General features: G+C 61.4%; 15 protein-coding genes and 2 tRNA genes. 8 read left to right on the top strand and 9 right to left on the bottom strand.

The window, feature by feature from the left end:
* The first annotated feature begins 30 nt into the window (after positions 1–30).
* Entirely contained in the window at positions 31–1329 is a 1299-nt protein-coding gene (locus IE093_RS03545; RefSeq protein WP_189466269.1) for a M18 family aminopeptidase, read from the top strand.
* 198 nt (positions 1330–1527) lie between these two features.
* Here the strand turns inward: IE093_RS03545 and IE093_RS03540 are convergent.
* The 9 genes from IE093_RS03540 to IE093_RS03500 form a co-directional block, all read right to left on the bottom strand.
* Positions 1528–1604, bottom strand: a tRNA-Met gene (locus IE093_RS03540).
* A 66-nt stretch (positions 1605–1670) separates the two neighbouring features.
* On the bottom strand, positions 1671–2762 hold the full coding sequence (ychF, locus tag IE093_RS03535; RefSeq protein WP_189466267.1) for a redox-regulated ATPase YchF: 1092 nt from the start codon (positions 2760–2762) through the stop codon (positions 1671–1673).
* 289 nt (positions 2763–3051) lie between these two features.
* Positions 3052–3642, bottom strand: coding sequence for an aminoacyl-tRNA hydrolase (pth, locus tag IE093_RS03530; RefSeq protein ID WP_189466265.1), 591 nt, complete (start codon positions 3640–3642; stop codon positions 3052–3054).
* Between the two features lie 38 nt (positions 3643–3680).
* On the bottom strand, positions 3681–4391 hold the full coding sequence (locus tag IE093_RS03525; protein WP_189466263.1) for a 50S ribosomal protein L25/general stress protein Ctc: 711 nt from the start codon (positions 4389–4391) through the stop codon (positions 3681–3683).
* Between the two features lie 115 nt (positions 4392–4506).
* Complete coding sequence (locus IE093_RS03520; RefSeq protein WP_189466260.1) at positions 4507–5448, bottom strand: ribose-phosphate pyrophosphokinase; 942 nt, start codon at positions 5446–5448, stop codon at positions 4507–4509.
* Between the two features lie 67 nt (positions 5449–5515).
* Positions 5516–5590, bottom strand: a tRNA-Gln gene (locus IE093_RS03515).
* Positions 5591–5644: 54 nt separating this feature from the next.
* Positions 5645–6541, bottom strand: coding sequence for a 4-(cytidine 5'-diphospho)-2-C-methyl-D-erythritol kinase (ispE, locus tag IE093_RS03510; protein WP_189466258.1), 897 nt, complete (start codon positions 6539–6541; stop codon positions 5645–5647).
* Positions 6538–7143: a lipoprotein insertase outer membrane protein LolB gene (gene lolB / locus IE093_RS03505; protein WP_189466256.1), complete on the bottom strand. Its 606-nt coding sequence runs from the start codon at positions 7141–7143 to the stop codon at positions 6538–6540. Before lolB ends, ispE begins: the two co-directional genes overlap by 4 nt.
* Positions 7144–7175: 32 nt before the next feature.
* Positions 7176–8909 (bottom strand): tetratricopeptide repeat protein, encoded by a 1734-nt coding sequence (locus IE093_RS03500; RefSeq protein WP_189466254.1) that lies wholly within the window; start codon positions 8907–8909, stop codon positions 7176–7178.
* Positions 8910–9077: 168 nt separating this feature from the next.
* Between IE093_RS03500 and hemA the strand changes: the two genes are divergently transcribed.
* The 7 genes from hemA (at position 9078) to IE093_RS03465 (ending at position 15702) form a co-directional block, all read left to right on the top strand.
* Positions 9078–10349, top strand: a complete 1272-nt coding sequence (gene hemA, locus IE093_RS03495; protein ID WP_189466252.1) for a glutamyl-tRNA reductase — start codon at positions 9078–9080, stop codon at positions 10347–10349.
* A 28-nt stretch (positions 10350–10377) separates the two neighbouring features.
* On the top strand, positions 10378–11463 hold the full coding sequence (gene prfA / locus IE093_RS03490; RefSeq protein ID WP_189466250.1) for a peptide chain release factor 1: 1086 nt from the start codon (positions 10378–10380) through the stop codon (positions 11461–11463).
* Positions 11463–12305: a peptide chain release factor N(5)-glutamine methyltransferase gene (prmC, locus tag IE093_RS03485; protein WP_189466247.1), complete on the top strand. Its 843-nt coding sequence runs from the start codon at positions 11463–11465 to the stop codon at positions 12303–12305. Before prfA ends, prmC begins: the two co-directional genes overlap by 1 nt.
* Positions 12306–12497: 192 nt before the next feature.
* Positions 12498–12998, top strand: a complete 501-nt coding sequence (locus tag IE093_RS03480; RefSeq protein ID WP_189466246.1) for an Lrp/AsnC ligand binding domain-containing protein — start codon at positions 12498–12500, stop codon at positions 12996–12998.
* A 25-nt stretch (positions 12999–13023) separates the two neighbouring features.
* The gene (locus IE093_RS03475; protein WP_189466471.1) at positions 13024–13779 is read left to right on the top strand and encodes a HesA/MoeB/ThiF family protein; all 756 of its coding nucleotides are present in this window, start codon (positions 13024–13026) and stop codon (positions 13777–13779) included.
* The gene (locus IE093_RS03470) at positions 13706–14065 is read left to right on the top strand and encodes a LysR substrate-binding domain-containing protein (protein WP_189466244.1); all 360 of its coding nucleotides are present in this window, start codon (positions 13706–13708) and stop codon (positions 14063–14065) included. Before IE093_RS03475 ends, IE093_RS03470 begins: the two co-directional genes overlap by 74 nt.
* A gap of 344 nt (positions 14066–14409) precedes the next feature.
* Positions 14410–15702, top strand: coding sequence for an NAD(P)/FAD-dependent oxidoreductase (locus IE093_RS03465; protein WP_189466242.1), 1293 nt, complete (start codon positions 14410–14412; stop codon positions 15700–15702).
* Positions 15703–15737: the final 35 nt, after the last annotated feature.

The raw sequence follows: 15737 nt of genomic DNA, 5'->3' as shown, positions 1-15737 counted from the left end.
CCAGACACAGACCCTTCGATGAGGATCATCATGCCCCACGACCCTACTTTGGAACGATTACTGAGCTTTTTACATGACTCGCCTACTCCCTGGCATGCTGTGGCCAATATGAGCAAGCGTCTCGAGCAAGCCGGATTCCGTCGCTTGGACGAGACCCAATCCTGGAAGCTTGCGCCGGGAGAGCGAGTTTATGTGACCCGTAATGATTCGTCACTGGTCGCCGTGCAATTGCCTGATGATCGACTGCAGGCGCTGCGCATGATCGGTGCGCATACCGACAGCCCTGGACTGCGGCTCAAGCCCAACGCCGCGCAAGTGAACAGCGGCTGGCTGCAGCTTGGAGTTGAAGTCTATGGTGGCTCACTGTTGGCGCCTTGGTTCGACCGCGATCTGGGGATGGCCGGGCGCGTTCACCTGCGCCGTGAGGATGGCCGCTTGCAAGGTGTGCTGCTCAATGTCGCGCGCCCGGTTGCCATCGTGCCCAGCCTCGCCATTCACCTCGACCGCGAAGCCAATGATGGGCGTGCCATCAACCCCCAGACCCAGATGGCACCGGTTCTGCTGCAGGGTGGAGAAAAGGGCGATATCGAACGACTGCTGCAGCGCTGGCTCTACGAGCAGCACAATATCGAGAAGGCCGACATTCTGGACTTCGAGCTGGCCCTCTATGACACCCAGCCTCCGGCGCGAGTCGGCGTCGAGGGCGAACTGATCGCCAGCGCGCGGCTGGACAACCTGTTGTCGTGCTTCGTTGGTCTGGAAGCCCTGCTGGCGAGCGACGGTCGTCAGGGGGCAGTGCTAGTGGCCAACGATCACGAAGAAGTCGGCAGTGCCAGTGCTTGTGGGGCCCAGGGACCATTCCTGGGCGATGTGCTGCGGCGTGTCAATGCTTTGCTCGGTGGGGAAGGGGAGGAGAGTTTCATCCGTTTGATCCAGGCCTCGCGCCTGATCTCTTGCGACAACGCCCATGCCCTGCACCCGAATTTTGCCGATAAGCACGATGCTGGCCATGGCCCGGCGATCAATGGCGGACCTGTGATCAAGGTCAACGCCAATCAGCGCTATGCCACCAACAGCGCCACCTCTGCAATGTTCCGCGATGTGTGCCGCGAAGCGGGTGTGCCGGTGCAGACTTTCGTCACCCGTGCCGATATGGCCTGTGGCAGCACCATCGGGCCGATCACGGCCACCGAGCTCGGGGTGCCGACACTGGACGTGGGGATCGCCCAGTGGGGCATGCACTCGATCCGCGAGACCGCCGGCAGCCAGGATGTCGCCTATCTGACGCGGGCGTTGACGGCTTTCGTCAATCGGACGGAGTTGGTTTGAAGCTGCGAGCTACGGGCTTCGAGCGACGAGCGGTTGCAGATGGCTAGGGGCCAACGGCAATCCTGCCCGAAGCCCGAAGCCCGAAGCCCGAAGCCCGAAGCCCGAAGCCCGAAGCCCGAAGCCCGAAGCCCGAAGCCCGAAGCCCGAAGCCCGAAACGCAAAAACCCCGCAGGCAGACCTGCGGGGTTCGGCATTCTCTGGTGGCTACGCCCTGACTCGAACAGGGGACCCCATCATTATGAGTGATGTGCTCTAACCAACTGAGCTACGTAGCCGTCCAACGGGGGCAAATCATACCCATAAGGGCATGAAAGGTCAACTCAATGTTGGCGTGGCGATGCTTAGACATTGAAGCGGAAATGGATCACGTCGCCGTCCTGGACGACGTAGTCCTTTCCTTCCAGGCGCCACTTGCCGGCGTCCTTGGCACCCTGCTCGCCACCCAGAGTGACGAAATCCTCATAGCCGATCACCTCGGCGCGAATGAATCCCTTCTGGAAATCGGTATGAATCACGCCCGCGGCTTCCGGCGCCGTGGCACCTACCTTGACCGTCCAGGCACGCACTTCCTTGACCCCGGCGGTGAAGTAGGTCTGCAAACCAAGCAACTTGTAGCCGGCACGGATCACGCGATCGAGCCCCGGCTCCTCCATGCCCAGTTCTTCGAGGAACATGGCGCGCTCGTCGTCGTCGAGTTCGGCGATCTCGGCTTCGATCTGATTGCAAACCGGGACGACCACGGCGCCTTCCTGCTCGGCGATCTCGCGTACGGTATCCAGATAAGGATTGTCATTGAAGCCGTCGTCGTTGACGTTGGCGATGTACATGGTGGGCTTCAGGGTCAGGAAGCCGTAACTCTTGACCTGGCGCTTCTCGTCGTCTGAGAGGCCGAAGCTGCGCAGGGGAAGGCCCTCGGCCAGGTGCGGCTGGATTCGGTCGAGCACCGCCTTGGTGGCGATGGCCTCCTTGTCGCCGCTCTTGACCACGCGGGTCAGGCGCTGGATGGCACGCTCGACCGTGTCAAGATCGGCCAGGGCCAGTTCCATGTTGATGGTTTCGATATCGATGCTTGGGTCGATCTGGTTAGCGACATGAATGACGTTGTCGTTGTCGAAGCAGCGCACTACATGGGCGATGGCATCGGTCTCGCGGATATTGGCCAGAAACTGGTTGCCCAGCCCTTCGCCTTTGGAGGCGCCGGCCACCAGTCCGGCGATATCCACGAACTCCATGGTCGTCGGGATCACCTTTTGTGGCTTGACGATCTCGGCCAGCTTGTCGAGACGGGGGTCAGGCATCGGCACGATGCCGACATTGGGCTCGATGGTGCAGAACGGAAAGTTCTCGGCGTCGATGCCGGACTTGGTCAGTGCATTGAACAAGGTGGACTTGCCGACATTGGGCAGGCCGACGATACCGCAGTTGAAACCCATGGGATCTTTCCTGGAAAGCGTGTTCGAAGTTGGCGATTGGCCGGTATTTTACGGGAAAAAGCGATAAGCCAGAAGTTCGTCGCTTCGCGACTTGAAGAAGGAAGGTTGAAGATCGGTACTTCGTATCTTGAAAGGGCAAGAAAAAGAAGTTTTGCTTGTCTTCCGTCTTCCGTCTTCCGTCTTCCGTCTTCCGTCTTCCGTCTTCCGTCTTCCGTCTTCCGTCTTCCGTCTTCCGTCTTCCGTCTTCCGTCTTCCGTCTTCCGTCTTCCGTCTCTTATAGCTGTGCTTTTCAGCCTTCGGCTGAAAAGCTGTGCAGCCGATTCATCGCCTTGGCCCAGTCGCCACGAACGGCGTCCTGCAGCGTGGCTTCGATCTCAGCGAAGGCAGCATCGATGGCGGCGCGTTCCGCTTTGCCAGGACGTCCAAGCACGTAATTGGTGACTTGTCGGGAATCGCCAGGATGGCCGATGCCAATGCGTAGGCGATGGAAGGAGTTATCGTTGCCGAGAGCGCGGATGATATCGCGCAGACCATTGTGACCGCCGTGACCGCCGCCTTGCTTGTAGCGAGCCGTGCCTGGGGCAATATCGAGGTCATCGTGAGCGACGAGCAGTTCGCCGGGGGCTAGCTTGAAGAATTGACAAAGCGCGGCGACAGCGCCGCCACTACGGTTCATGAAGGTCTGCGGAAGCAGCAAATGCAGATCCTCGCCAGCGAAGTTCACCTTGGCATAATGCCCCAGGAACTTGCGTTCGGGCCGTAGAGGGGCATGGCTGTCGCGCGCGATGGTCTCGACCAGCCAGGCGCCAGCATTGTGCCGAGTGTCGTCGTATTCCGGTCCTGGGTTGCCGAGACCGATGATCGCTTTCACGTGGCTCATGCTGACGTCCTGGTGGTCGTGACGGGAAGAAGGCTGGCTTATTCGGCCTTGTCTTCGCCTTCGCCCTGGTCGGCTTCCTGGTCTTCCTGCTCCTTGGCCTCGCTCTCGGGCGCGGCTTCAGGCTTGGCTTCCGCCTCGGCTTCTTCTTCACCCTCTTCAGCGATGCCGCGAGTCGGATGCGTAATGTTCACGATACCGGTGTCATACTCCTCGCCATGCGACAGCGCCACAGAAGTCACGCCTTCCGGTAGCTTGAGGTCGGATAGGTGCAGGGTTCCGCCGAGCCCCAGGTCGGTGATGTCGATTTCCAGGTACTCGGGAAGGTCCTTGGGCAAGCAGCTGACTTCGATATCGTTGGCCAGTACGTGCAATACGCCGCCCTGTTCCTTGATGCCTTTGCAGCGTTCTTCGCCCACGACGTGGAGCGGTACGTGCAGGGTCATTTCGTGGGTAGCGTCAATCCGCATGAAGTCGGCATGGGTGACCAGCGCCTTGTACGGGTGACGCTGCAGATCACGAACGATGACTTGTTCGTTGCTGCCGTCGACATCGATATTGATGATCGAGGAGAAAAAAGCTTCGTCCTCGATGGCCTTGTAGAAGGCAGCCTTGTCGATGGTAATCGGCTGCGGTGCCTTCTCGCCACCGTAGATGATGGCGGCGACCTGTTGGTTCGCGCGGCGCAGGCGGCGGCTCGCACCTTTCCCCAGCTCCTTGCGAACGTTGGCGGTAAGTTGGTAATCGGACATTGGTAACCTCATTGGTCAATAAAGGAAAGCGCTACCGCCCGCGACCAAGCGATAGCGTTTCCGGGGCCCTGATGGGCTGCGTATCCAAGCACGATGTCTCTCTGTCGGCAAGGCCTTAGTGGAACATCGCGCTGACGGACTCCTCGTTGCTGACCCGGCGGATCGCTTCGGCGATCAGCCCGGCCACGGAAAGTTGGCGGATCTTGCCGCTGCGGCGTGCCGGTTCGGACAGCGGAATGGTATCGGCCACGACCAGTTCGTCGAGCACCGAACCAGTGATGTTGTCGACAGCCGGCCCGGACAGGATCGGATGGGTGGCATAGGCCACTACGCGACGGGCGCCATGATCCTTGAGCGCCTCGGCGGCCTTGCACAAGGTGCCGGCTGTGTCGACCATATCGTCGACTACGACGCAGGTGCGCCCCTCGATCTCGCCGATGATGTGCATCACCTGGGCCTGGTTGGCCTGCGGTCGACGCTTGTCGATGATGGCGAGGTCGGCGTTGAGCTGCTTGGCAATGGCCCGAGCGCGCACCACGCCGCCGACGTCCGGGGAAACGACTACCAGATCGTCATAATTCTGCCGCTCGATGTCGTCGAGCAGGATCGGAGAACCATAGACGTTGTCCACCGGCACGTCGAAGAATCCCTGAATCTGGTCGGCATGCAGGTCCATGGTCATGACCCGGTCGACACCGGCCTTGACCATCATGTCGGCCACGACCTTGGCGGAAATCGGTACACGGGCCGAGCGTACGCGACGGTCCTGACGGGCATAGCCGAAATAGGGCACCACGGCGGTGATTCGGGCGGCGGATGCCCGGCGCAGGGCATCGGTCATCAGGATCAGTTCCATCAGATTGTCGTTGGTCGGCGCACAGGTGGACTGCAGAATGAAGACGTCCTTGCCGCGCACGTTCTCGTTGATCTCGACCGCGATTTCCCCATCGCTGAACTGACCGACCGTGGCATGGCCGAGCCGATTGTCCAACCCTTCGGCGATCTTACGGGCGAGTTCGGGATTGGCATTCCCGGCGAAAACCATCAATTTAGACACGCGCAGCCACCTTTGGAGTGTTGGGATCTCTGTGAGGGATGGTGACAACTCAACCGGTGTCGGGGCATGGCTGGGGTAGCAGGATTCGAACCTGCGAATGGCGGTACCAGAAACCGCTGCCTTACCACTTGGCTATACCCCACCAGTCTGATATCTCGGTCCCGAGTCGCAGCCTTCCTGGGCTGCGACGGAGTTGTCATAGCGCTTTAGCCCGGCCCTTGGCCGACACGGCGCGACATCCCAGAGCCGCATGGAGGGGAGAAAGATTGCAGCCCTTCGCCTTAAAGGCATGCCAGCCGGAACCGACACGCTGCAAAATGCTATCGGCCTGGCGCTCGTCCGTCAAACGCGCAAACAGGCAGGCACCGGTGCCTGTAAGCATGGTCGGTGCAAAGCCGGATAGCCAGTCGAAGGCCTTCGAGACCTCCGGGTAACGTTCGCATACCGTTGTCTGGCAGTCGTTGCGCCATGCGGGAGCCCCCCCCTGCAGTGCGCGCGCCATAGTAATGGGGGGGGTGTCTCGTGTCAATTGCGGGGCATTGAATACACTGGCCGTTGCCACCGTGACGCCGGGATGCAGGACCACGAACCAGGGGGTGTCGAGCTCCACTGGCGTGAGGCGCTCGCCGATGCCCTCGGCCCAGGCGGCGTGACCGCGCACGAAGACTGGCACATCGGCGCCGAGTTGCAGACCCAGGGCGGCGAGCCGATCTTCGCTGAGTGCCAGCTTCCATAGTCTGTTCAGAGCCAGCAGGGTAGTGGCGGCGTTGGAACTGCCACCTCCCAGGCCGCCGCCCATGGGAAGGCGTTTGTCGAGTCGAATGTCCGCCCCCAGATGGCAGCTGTTCTCCGCCTGGAGCATGCGTGCCGCGCGTACGATCAGATTGGCTTCGGTCGCAACACCCGGAAGTGCGGGCGTCAGACGTATTTCACCGTCGTCGCGGAGCGAGAAGTGCAGGGTGTCGCCGACGTCGAGGAATTGGAATAGCGTCTGTAGCGTGTGATAGCCGTCGTCGCGTCGCCCGGTGATGTGCAGCATGCGGTTGAGCTTGGCGGGGGCGGGCAGGGTCAGCATGGCTCGCGGCCTGTTCATCGCGGCTCACCTGGTTGCCAATCGTTGATCACCAGCGTGGCGCGAAGCTCGTCGTAGGTCATGACCATGCGCTGGGGCAGCCACAGGCCATCGGCCTGGCGCCAATCGCGGTAATCGATCTCCCAACCGGCTTGCTGCAACTGCTTGGGATAACCCAGTTCATCCGCTTCGCGTTCGTAATGGCTGCCCGGGGCGGGCAGACCGCGTACCCAGTGATCGAGGGCCGAGATAGGCAGCGACCAACCGAGCTGCTGCTCCATCAGTGCTTCGGGGCTGTCCGCCTCGAAGCGCCCTTCGCTGGTGCTGAGTGATACCCGCCCTTGACGTCCCTCAAGCAGATTGCGTCCACTGCCAAAGGGACCGCTGATCAACATACGGTAGTAGCCGGGATACTGGGTCCAGTCGAGGTTGGCACTGGTCGAGTCCTGGGGCGTTCGTAAACCGACCTTGCCAGCCAGTGTCCAGTGCTCGAGTCGCTCCAGGCGTTGTGCCTGATCCCGCCAGGGAACTCGTTCGTGGGGGGCTTCCGTGTCCAGTGGCCGGGTTGCGCAACCGGCCAGCAGGGCGAGGGTCAGCAAGGCAACGATCAGGGGGCGTATCATGGTCCTGTCTCTGGTTCCGGGGAAAGATCGGTTCAGGGGGCCAACTCGGGAATGCGTTTCAGCAATTCGTCGACGACGGGGCGCTCCTCGTAACGCTCGAGGCTCTCGGCAATCATGGCACGGGCTTCTTCCTCACGGCCCAGTGCCCACAGTACCTCGGCGATATGCGCAGCGATTTCCTGGTCGGGCATGGTGGCGTAGGCACGCTCCAGATAGGTGAGAGCACTTTCATAGTCGCCTTGTTTGTAGTGGACCCAACCCATGCTGTCGAGGATGGCGGCGTTATCCGGTGCCAGCTGGTAGGCCCTTTCGATCAGCTCGCGAGCCTCCTCGTGACGGCCGGTCATGTCGGTCAAGGTGTAGCCCAAGGCATTGAGTGCCATGGCATGGTTTGGATCCTGCTCTATGATGTATCGTAGATCGCGCTCCATAGCCTCCAAGTCACCGTTGCCGAAGGCGCGCATGGCACGCAGGTAGCGCAGTTCATGGTTGTCGGGTTCATGCGCGAGTTGGCGTTGGATCAGGGCGCTGGCATCGTCGCCGAGTCCTTGCTGGTCGAGCAGTTGCACCTCGAGTGTGATCAATGCGTTGGCCTGGTCTTCGTGTCGCAGGCGTTCGATGCGCAGGAAGTTGCGGGCATCCATCAGCCTGTCGTCATCGATCAGCATCTGCGCGGCGAGTTGGCGCGCTTGAAGAAAGTTGTCGCCTGGCGGCACCTGGCGATAGTAAAGCAAGGCATTGTCGATCTCCCCTTCTTCCTCGGCAATGCTACCGAGCAGAATAAAGGCCATGGGCGGCGTGTCGTCAGTGCTGACCAAGGGCAGTAGCAAACGTCGAGCGGGGGATGGATAGCCTTCTTCCAGATACAGGTGGGCCAGTGCCAGGCGCAACTCATCTTCGCCGCTATGGCGTTCGAGCAGGGTGTCGACCTGAGCCTCGGCGGCCTCGACATTATCCAGGCGGAGTTCGGTTTGCGCCACCAGCAGAATGAAGCGCCCATCGTCGGGCGAGATCTCGAGACCCCGGCGGGCGGCATCGCGGGCGGCAACGATATTGCCGCGTTCCAGTGCGATATGGGTCTGAGTCAGCCATAGTGCCGGCAATTCCGGATGGCTGCGGCTCAGGGTATCCAGGCGCGATTCGGCGCGCTCGAACTCGCCATTGGCGGCTTCCAGCAGAGCGGTGGCGAGAATAGCATCGTAGTGGTGCGGTTGGTCGCTCAAGCCGTTCTGCGACAGGTGCTCGCGCAGCCGTTCCAGCAGCGGCGGGATATCGGCTCCCCGGTCGATGGCCTGTTCGGTAAAGGTCGCCAGTTCGCCGTGAATGCCGCGTTTGCTCAGCATCAGACGCTGTTCGAGGCTGGCCAGCCAGTCGCCACGCTGCAAGGCCAGGCTGGCCAGCAAGCGGGACGGTGCTTCAGCATCCGGTGACAGGGCTTGCCAGCGTCTGGCACTTTGCTCGAGCAATTCGGGGTCGTTGGCGAAGCGCGCAGCCAGGGTTGCGCGTTCGGCCAAGGGCAGCGACTCATAGCGCTCGGCCGCTTCGAGATAGCCGCGGCTGGCTTCGCGATAATCACCGCGCTGGCCTGCGAACTCCGCCATCAGCAGCGTCCGCAGCCCTTCCGCGTCCAGACCGTAAGCGACCGGGGGAGCATGGGCAAGTGGGTCGTCGAGCTCGGCGACAGGAGAGGGCGACATGCCCTGGCAGCCATTCAGAAGGATCGCTACCGGTACCGCTAGAGCTGCCTGGATCAAGCGTGCGCGCATGTTCGCCTCGTTCACTGTGCCAAGCGTTCAGCATAACGGCTTGGCGGAGGTGGTCAACGACATTGGGAGGCGCCATCCTTATTCGAGGCTGTGGTAGAATGTGACGCCTCGCAAGACATACGACCGTGTGACTCGCTTGAATACTCCTGATGCCAAGATTCTGACCGAATGACGCTTCTCGCTCTGGGAATCAATCATAAGACCGCTGCCGTCGAGGTGCGCGAGCAGGTTGCCTTTGCGCCGACCCAGCTCGAGGTGGCGCTTGCCGAGCTGCGTGCACTGCCTGAGGTGCAAGAGGCGGCGGTGCTGTCGACCTGCAATCGCACCGAGCTCTATTGCGTGACCTCCGCGAAGGGCGAACAAGCGATTCTCGAGTGGCTGGGCCGCTTTCACAACCTGGGGGTCGAGCAGTTGGCGCAGTGCGCCTATCACTATCTGGATGATGAGGCCGCCCGGCATCTGATGCGTGTGGCGGTAGGACTCGATTCCATGGTGCTTGGTGAGCCGCAGATCCTCGGCCAGCTCAAGGAGGCCTACCAGACGGCTCGCCTGCACCAGGGGCTGGGGGGCGAACTCGAACGGCTGTTCCAGCATACCTTCGCCGTGGCCAAGCAGGTACGTACCGAAACCGGGATTGGCGAGAACCCCGTGTCGGTGGCTTATGCCGCGGTCAGCATGGCCAGTCGTATCTTCGATGATTTTTCGTGCCAGCGGGCGTTGTTGATCGGGGCCGGTGAGACCATTGAACTGGTGGCGCGGCATCTTCGCGAGGCTGGCATCCGTGAGTTGATCGTCGCCAACCGGACGCGCGAGCGGGCCGAGCGCCTGGCCGGCGAGTTCGCCGGCCAGGCGATCACGCTCAACGAGATCCCGCATGCGCTGGAACGCGCCGATATCGTGATTTCCTCGACTGCCGCGCCGTTGCCGATCCTCGGCAAGGGCATGGTCGAACGGGCCATCAGGAAGCGTCGTCATCGACCGGTTTTCATGGTCGACATCGCCGTGCCTCGGGATATCGAACCCCAGGTCGGAGAGTTGAGCGATGTCTTCCTTTATACCGTCGATGACCTGCAGGAAGTGATCGAAGAAAATCGACGTTACCGCCAGGTGGCCGCCGACCAGGCCGAAGTGCTGATCGAGCATGGGGTGGGGAACTGGCAGCATGAACGACGGGTGCGAGGTGCCGGCGATCTGATCCGGCGCTACCGCGAGCAGGGCGAAACAATGCGAGCCGCGGCCGAAGCCCAGGCCCTCGCGCAGTTGGCCAAGGGCGACGATCCGCAGAAGGTCGTGGGCCGCCTGTCACGCCAGCTCTCCAACAAGCTGATGCACGGTCCGACGACGCGACTGCGCGAAGCATCCGGGGCCGAGCGCCATGACATCATCGCCGCGGCCGAGGCCTTGCTGCTCGATCCGGCGACACCTTCCCAGGACCCGTGACCGCGGCCATCAACCGACAGGACCCTTCATGAAAGCGACATTGCGCCAGCGTCTGGACTCCTTCCACGAACGTTTCGAAGAACTTGCCGCACTACTCGCCGAGCCCGATGTGATCGCCGATCAGGTCACGTTTCGCGACTACTCCCGCGAATATGCCGACCTCGAGGCCTTGGTGGCCGCGTGGCGTCGTTATCGTGAGGTAGAGGGCGATATCGAGACGGCCGAGCAGCTTGCTGGCGACAGCGACGCCGAAATGCGTGAACTCGCCGAGATGGAACTGGCCGAGGGGCGCGAACGGCTTGCTGCGCTTGAAGAGGAGCTCAAGCGCCTGTTGGTGCCCAAGGATCCCGACGATAGGCGCAATGTCTTTCTCGAGATTCGCGCCGGCACCGGCGGTGACGAGGCGGCGCTGTTCGCTGGTGACCTGTTCCGCATGTATTCCCGTTATGCCGAGAAGCAAGGCTGGAAGGTCGAGGTGATCAGCGCCAGCCATGGTGAGCAGGGGGGCTACAAGGAGATCATTTCGCGGGTCAAGGGCGAAGGTGTCTACGCGCGTCTCAAGTTCGAGTCGGGAGCGCATCGCGTGCAAAGGGTGCCGGCTACCGAGTCCCAGGGGCGCATCCATACCTCGGCTTGCACCGTGGCGGTAATGCCCGAGGCCGACGAGGTCGGCGACATCGAGATCAATTCCAACGACCTGCGGGTGGATACCTTCCGTTCCAGCGGTGCTGGTGGGCAGCACGTCAACACTACCGACTCGGCAATTCGCATCACCCACTTGCCGACCGGAGTGGTAGTGGAGTGCCAGGAAGAGCGCAGTCAGCACAAGAACCGTGCCAAGGCGATGTCGCTGCTGGCCGCGCGTCTCAAGCAGAGTGCCGTGGATAGCCAGCGTCAGCAACAGGCCGACGCACGGCGCTCGCTGGTCGGTTCCGGCGATCGCAGCGAACGTATCCGCACCTACAACTTTCCCCAAGGGCGGATCACCGACCATCGGATCAATCTGACTCTCTACAAGCTCGGCGAGGTCATGACCGGCGAGCTCGACGAAGTGGTCGAGCCCTTGATCCACGAATACCAGGCCGAGCAATTGGCCGCGTTGCAAAGCACCTGATGCGACTCGATACCTTGCTGAAGCGAGCTGCTGGGCGCCTCGAACAGGCAGGCTCGCCGAGTCCCCGACTGGACGCCGAGGTGCTGTTGTGTCATGTGCTCGGCGTCGAGAGAAGCTGGCTCTATACGTGGGGCGATCGCCATGCCGAGAGCTTCTCCTGGGCACGATTCGAAGCTTTGGTAGCGGCACGGGCGGAGGGCCAGCCAGTTGCTTACCTGGTGGGCGAGAGAGAGTTCTGGGGATTGCGCTTGGCCACCACGCCGGCGACCTTGATTCCACGTCCGGATACCGAAACCCTAGTGGCAGCGGCTCTGGAAAAAGCGACTAGTGGCTCGGGTCGGCTGCTCGACCTCGGTACAGGTACCGGAGCCATCGCCCTGGCCTTTGCCATCGAACGTCCAGGCTGGGAGGTGCTGGGCGTCGACCGGGAGCCGGCCGCGGTCGCCCTTGCCACGGACAATGCCGCTCGTCACGGAATTGCCAATGCCCGCTTTCGCGTCGGCGACTGGTTCAATGAGCTGGTGGAAGAACGCTTCGACTTGATCGTCTCCAATCCACCTTATATTGCCGACGACGACCCTCACCTGGGGCAGGGGGACGTACGCTTCGAGCCGCGCTCGGCGCTGGTGGCCGGCGAGGCCGGGTTGGCCGACCTTCACGCTTTGGTGCGGAAGGCCGCATCATATCTGGCCCCTTCGGGTTGGTTGCTACTCGAGCATGGTTTGACCCAGGGGGAAGACGTGCGCCGTGCCTTGCATGGCCGGGGGTATCGTGAGGTGGCCACGCTCGAGGACCTGGGGGGGCGAGAGCGAGTCAGCCTGGGGCATGCGCCGCTGCGTTGAAGCCAAGGAAAGGAAGGCGCTGGAGCCCGGCCTGCCCGATGTGGTAATACTAAAGGTGATGGTACGCAAACCAGTTATCTATGACTGGCATATGCTTGCATGGCGCTACATATAACTACATTGACTATGTTTAGCAGATGATATTGCCAGCCTCTCGTCTTCAACAGCCATTGGCTCGGACTGCACATTACAATGAAAGCCAAGACTCGTTCGCTGGACCGAATCGATCTGAAGATCCTGCGTTGTCTGCAGGAGAACGCGCGCATTTCCTATGTCGACCTGGCCGCCCAGGTTGGTCTGTCCACCACTCCTTGCCTGGAGCGGGTCAAGCGACTCGAGCGCGCCGGTATCATTCGCGGTTACAAGGCCGTACTCGATCCCAAGGCCCTGAAGGCCAATCTTCTGGTATTCGTCGAGATCAGCCTGGAAACCCAGTCGCCGGCGGTGTTCGATGAGTTCCGCCGGGCGGTCAGCAAGCTGCCGCAGATTCAGGAATGTCACTTGGTGTCTGGGCAATTCGATTACATCCTCAAGTGCAGGATTCCTGAGATGTCCGCCTATCGTCAGCTTCTCGGCGACGTGGTGCTGACACTGCCCGGGGTCAAGGAGTCCAAGAGCTATGTGGTCATGGAAGAGGTCAAGGAGGAATTCGCCCTGCATATTCCCGACATCGACCAGTTCGACGATAGATAAATGAGCAGGAGTCCGTCGCGTGGCAATGAATAACGAAGCGCTGTTGCGTTATAGCCGCCAGATCATGCTCGACGCCATCGATATCGAGGGCCAGGAACGGCTATTGAGCAGCCATGCGCTGGTGATCGGTGCCGGTGGGCTGGGTTCACCGGTGGCCTTGTATCTAGCGGCCGCTGGGGTAGGGCGTCTGACCTTGGCCGATGCCGATGACGTTGAGCTCTCCAACCTGCAGCGACAAGTTGCCCACACCCAAGCGGACTTGGGCCGCAACAAGGCCGAATCCGCTGAGGAAGCGGCCAGGGCGCTCAACCCGGGCTGCGAGATCCGCGCCTTGACGCATCACCTGGAAGGCGCGCGACTCGACGCGGTGGTGGCGGAGTGCGATCTGGTTCTCGACTGCACCGACCGCTTCTCCAGCCGCTATGCCATCAACAGTGCCTGTCACAAGGCCGGCAAACCGTTGGTCTCCGGGGCAGCGATCCGTTTTTCCGGGCAGTTGGCGGTCTTCGATCCCCGTGACCCTGACAGTCCCTGCTATGCCTGTCTCTATCCCCCTGGTGAATCCGGGAGAGACGATGACGAACTGCGTTGTGCCGAGAATGGCGTGGTGGCGCCGTTAGTGGGACTGATCGGCAGCTTTCAGGCACTGGAGGCGGTCAAGCTGCTCAGCGGGGCTGGCCAAGTGCATCGCGGGTTGTCGACTTTCGATGGCCTGCGTGGCGAATGGCGCCATTTCCGGGTGCCCCGCGACCCGGCCTGCCCGGTCTGCAGCGCTCGCTGACAGGCAGGGTAGTCCATCCGAGGCCGCGTGCGAGCCGCATGCCAGGCTCACAGGCACGGCGACGGCCTCGGATCGCGAAGGTGCTGCGTTTCTGATTCTTGCCGGCCGTTATATCGGCTATCTGCCTGACCATCTCGCCGAGCCATGGGGGGCGGCTGGTCGGCTCAGGACACTTCCTGTCGATGATGGTCATTATTTGACGCCTTTCGTGGTCATTACGCGTCGTGATCGTCGCCCGCATCGTGTGCTGGAAGCTTTTCTAGCCGCTCTGAAGTGCTATGAGTAGTTCCGCGCTGACGCTGTTGTGATGGGCATTGATAAAAAAATCGTTATTGAATACTTGACATGGTGAGGTGGTGTGGTGGCAGACTGAATGGCAAGAAAGGTCGATGTCATGGCCTTTTCGCCATCTGCCGTGGTGAAAGAATTCAACAACAACAAGCGGCAGGACCTAGGGAAGCGCTGAATAAATCGGCGAACGGCGTGAAGCGCAAGGCGCCCGGAGCGCAGGAACCGGAGCATATGGGGTATATGTGAGGCTTCCGAGCACCGCGTAACGCAGCGATTCACCCGTGCAGGCAATTATTCAGTGTTTTCCTACCGGTGCTGCCCATTGCAAGGAAACCGCACATGCCCCTTGCTTCTGCCCTTCAGAGACCCGTTTCCTACTACCGTGACAGCATTGCGGTCACGCTTTCCGAATGCCCGCCTCTTCAAGGAGAGGCGCGTGTCGATGTCTGTGTGATAGGTGGCGGGGTTACTGGTTGTTCCACGGCATTGCATCTTGCCGAACGCGGCTACTCGGTGATGTTGTTGGAGGCCGGGGAAATCGGTCATGGGGCGTCGGGGCGCAGTGGCGGCCAGATCCTGCCCGGGTTGGGCACCGACATCGCCACGGTCGAGAAAGCCCTCGGACTGGAGCGTGCGCGAGAGGTTTGGGAGATGAGTCGCGAGTCAGTGCGTCTGACTGCGTCGTTGGTCGAACGGCACGCGATTCCCTGTGATCTTGCCTGGGGCTATCTGCATGCCGCGGTCAAACCGCGTCATGTTCATGAGCTCAAGGCTTTCCAGGCCGGAATGGCTGAACGCTACGGCTACACAGCCTTGGAGTGGCTGGAAGGCGAGGCCTTGAGAGAGCACGTAGTGACCGATGTCTATCCAGGCGCGTTATTCGAGGCCGAGGGCGGCCACCTTCACCCTCTCAACTATACCCTTGGGCTGGCACGAGCCGCGCAACGTGCCGGGGCGAGGATATGCGAGCACAGTGCCGTCATCGAAGTGCGCCAGGGGCAGCCGGTGCAGGCGATCACCGCGGGCGGCAAGGTGAGCGCCGATTTTCTGGTGGTGGCCACCAATGCCTATCTGCATGGGCTGGTGCCGGAACTCGACGGTCGCATCATGCGCGCCGCCAACTACATGATCGCCACCGAGCCGCTTTCTTCCGAGCAGGTGGCGCATGTCCTGCCCCGTAACGATGCCCTGGCCGATGCCAATTTCGTGCTCGATTACTATCGATTGTCCGCGGATCACCGACTGATCTATGGCGGCGAGGTCAGTTACAACGGACGCGAACCGCGCAACCTGTCGGCACGGATGGACGCCAAGATGGCACATCTGTTCCCGCTGCTAAAGGGGGTGAAGATCGACTACCGCTGGGGGGGCGATGTCGCCATAACGCTCAATCGTGCCCCCGATTTCGGCCGCGTGGCCGCCAACCTGTATTACGCCCAAGGTTACTCCGGTCATGGCATGTCGCTGGCTGGACTGGCCGGCAAGCTACTGGCCGAAACCATCGCCGGGCAGAGTGAACGTTTCGATATATTCGCCGCCATGCCCCACCGTTCCTTTCCCGGTGGTAAATGGTTGCGCACACCACTGCTGGTTCTGGCGACCCAGTTCTATAAATTGCGTGATCGGCTGTGAGCGCCAATGATGGGCTTGATGTCGACGAAACAGGA

The organism is Litchfieldella qijiaojingensis (assembly GCF_014651875.1).
GTDB classification, from domain to species: domain Bacteria; phylum Pseudomonadota; class Gammaproteobacteria; order Pseudomonadales; family Halomonadaceae; genus Litchfieldella; species Litchfieldella qijiaojingensis.
The sequence above is the reverse complement of the archived record's forward strand: the minus strand, read 5'-3'. Positions and strand labels throughout refer to the sequence as shown.

What these genes read in the sequence shown, in the direction of transcription:
- IE093_RS03545 (WP_189466269.1), top strand. Translation starts at nt 31, where the DNA reads ATGCCCCACGACCCTACTTTGGAACGATTACTGAGCTTTTTACATGAC.
- ychF (WP_189466267.1), bottom strand. Translation starts at nt 2,762, where the DNA reads ATGGGTTTCAACTGCGGTATCGTCGGCCTGCCCAATGTCGGCAAGTCC.
- pth (WP_189466265.1), bottom strand. Translation starts at nt 3,642, where the DNA reads ATGAGCCACGTGAAAGCGATCATCGGTCTCGGCAACCCAGGACCGGAA.
- IE093_RS03525 (WP_189466263.1), bottom strand. Translation starts at nt 4,391, where the DNA reads ATGTCCGATTACCAACTTACCGCCAACGTTCGCAAGGAGCTGGGGAAA.
- ispE (WP_189466258.1), bottom strand. Translation starts at nt 6,541, where the DNA reads ATGAACAGGCCGCGAGCCATGCTGACCCTGCCCGCCCCCGCCAAGCTC.
- lolB (WP_189466256.1), bottom strand. Translation starts at nt 7,143, where the DNA reads ATGATACGCCCCCTGATCGTTGCCTTGCTGACCCTCGCCCTGCTGGCC.
- IE093_RS03500 (WP_189466254.1), bottom strand. Translation starts at nt 8,909, where the DNA reads ATGCGCGCACGCTTGATCCAGGCAGCTCTAGCGGTACCGGTAGCGATC.
- hemA (WP_189466252.1), top strand. Translation starts at nt 9,078, where the DNA reads ATGACGCTTCTCGCTCTGGGAATCAATCATAAGACCGCTGCCGTCGAG.
- prfA (WP_189466250.1), top strand. Translation starts at nt 10,378, where the DNA reads ATGAAAGCGACATTGCGCCAGCGTCTGGACTCCTTCCACGAACGTTTC.
- prmC (WP_189466247.1), top strand. Translation starts at nt 11,463, where the DNA reads ATGCGACTCGATACCTTGCTGAAGCGAGCTGCTGGGCGCCTCGAACAG.
- IE093_RS03480 (WP_189466246.1), top strand. Translation starts at nt 12,498, where the DNA reads ATGAAAGCCAAGACTCGTTCGCTGGACCGAATCGATCTGAAGATCCTG.
- IE093_RS03475 (WP_189466471.1), top strand. Translation starts at nt 13,024, where the DNA reads ATGAATAACGAAGCGCTGTTGCGTTATAGCCGCCAGATCATGCTCGAC.
- IE093_RS03470 (WP_189466244.1), top strand. Translation starts at nt 13,706, where the DNA reads ATGGCCTGCGTGGCGAATGGCGCCATTTCCGGGTGCCCCGCGACCCGG.
- IE093_RS03465 (WP_189466242.1), top strand. Translation starts at nt 14,410, where the DNA reads ATGCCCCTTGCTTCTGCCCTTCAGAGACCCGTTTCCTACTACCGTGAC.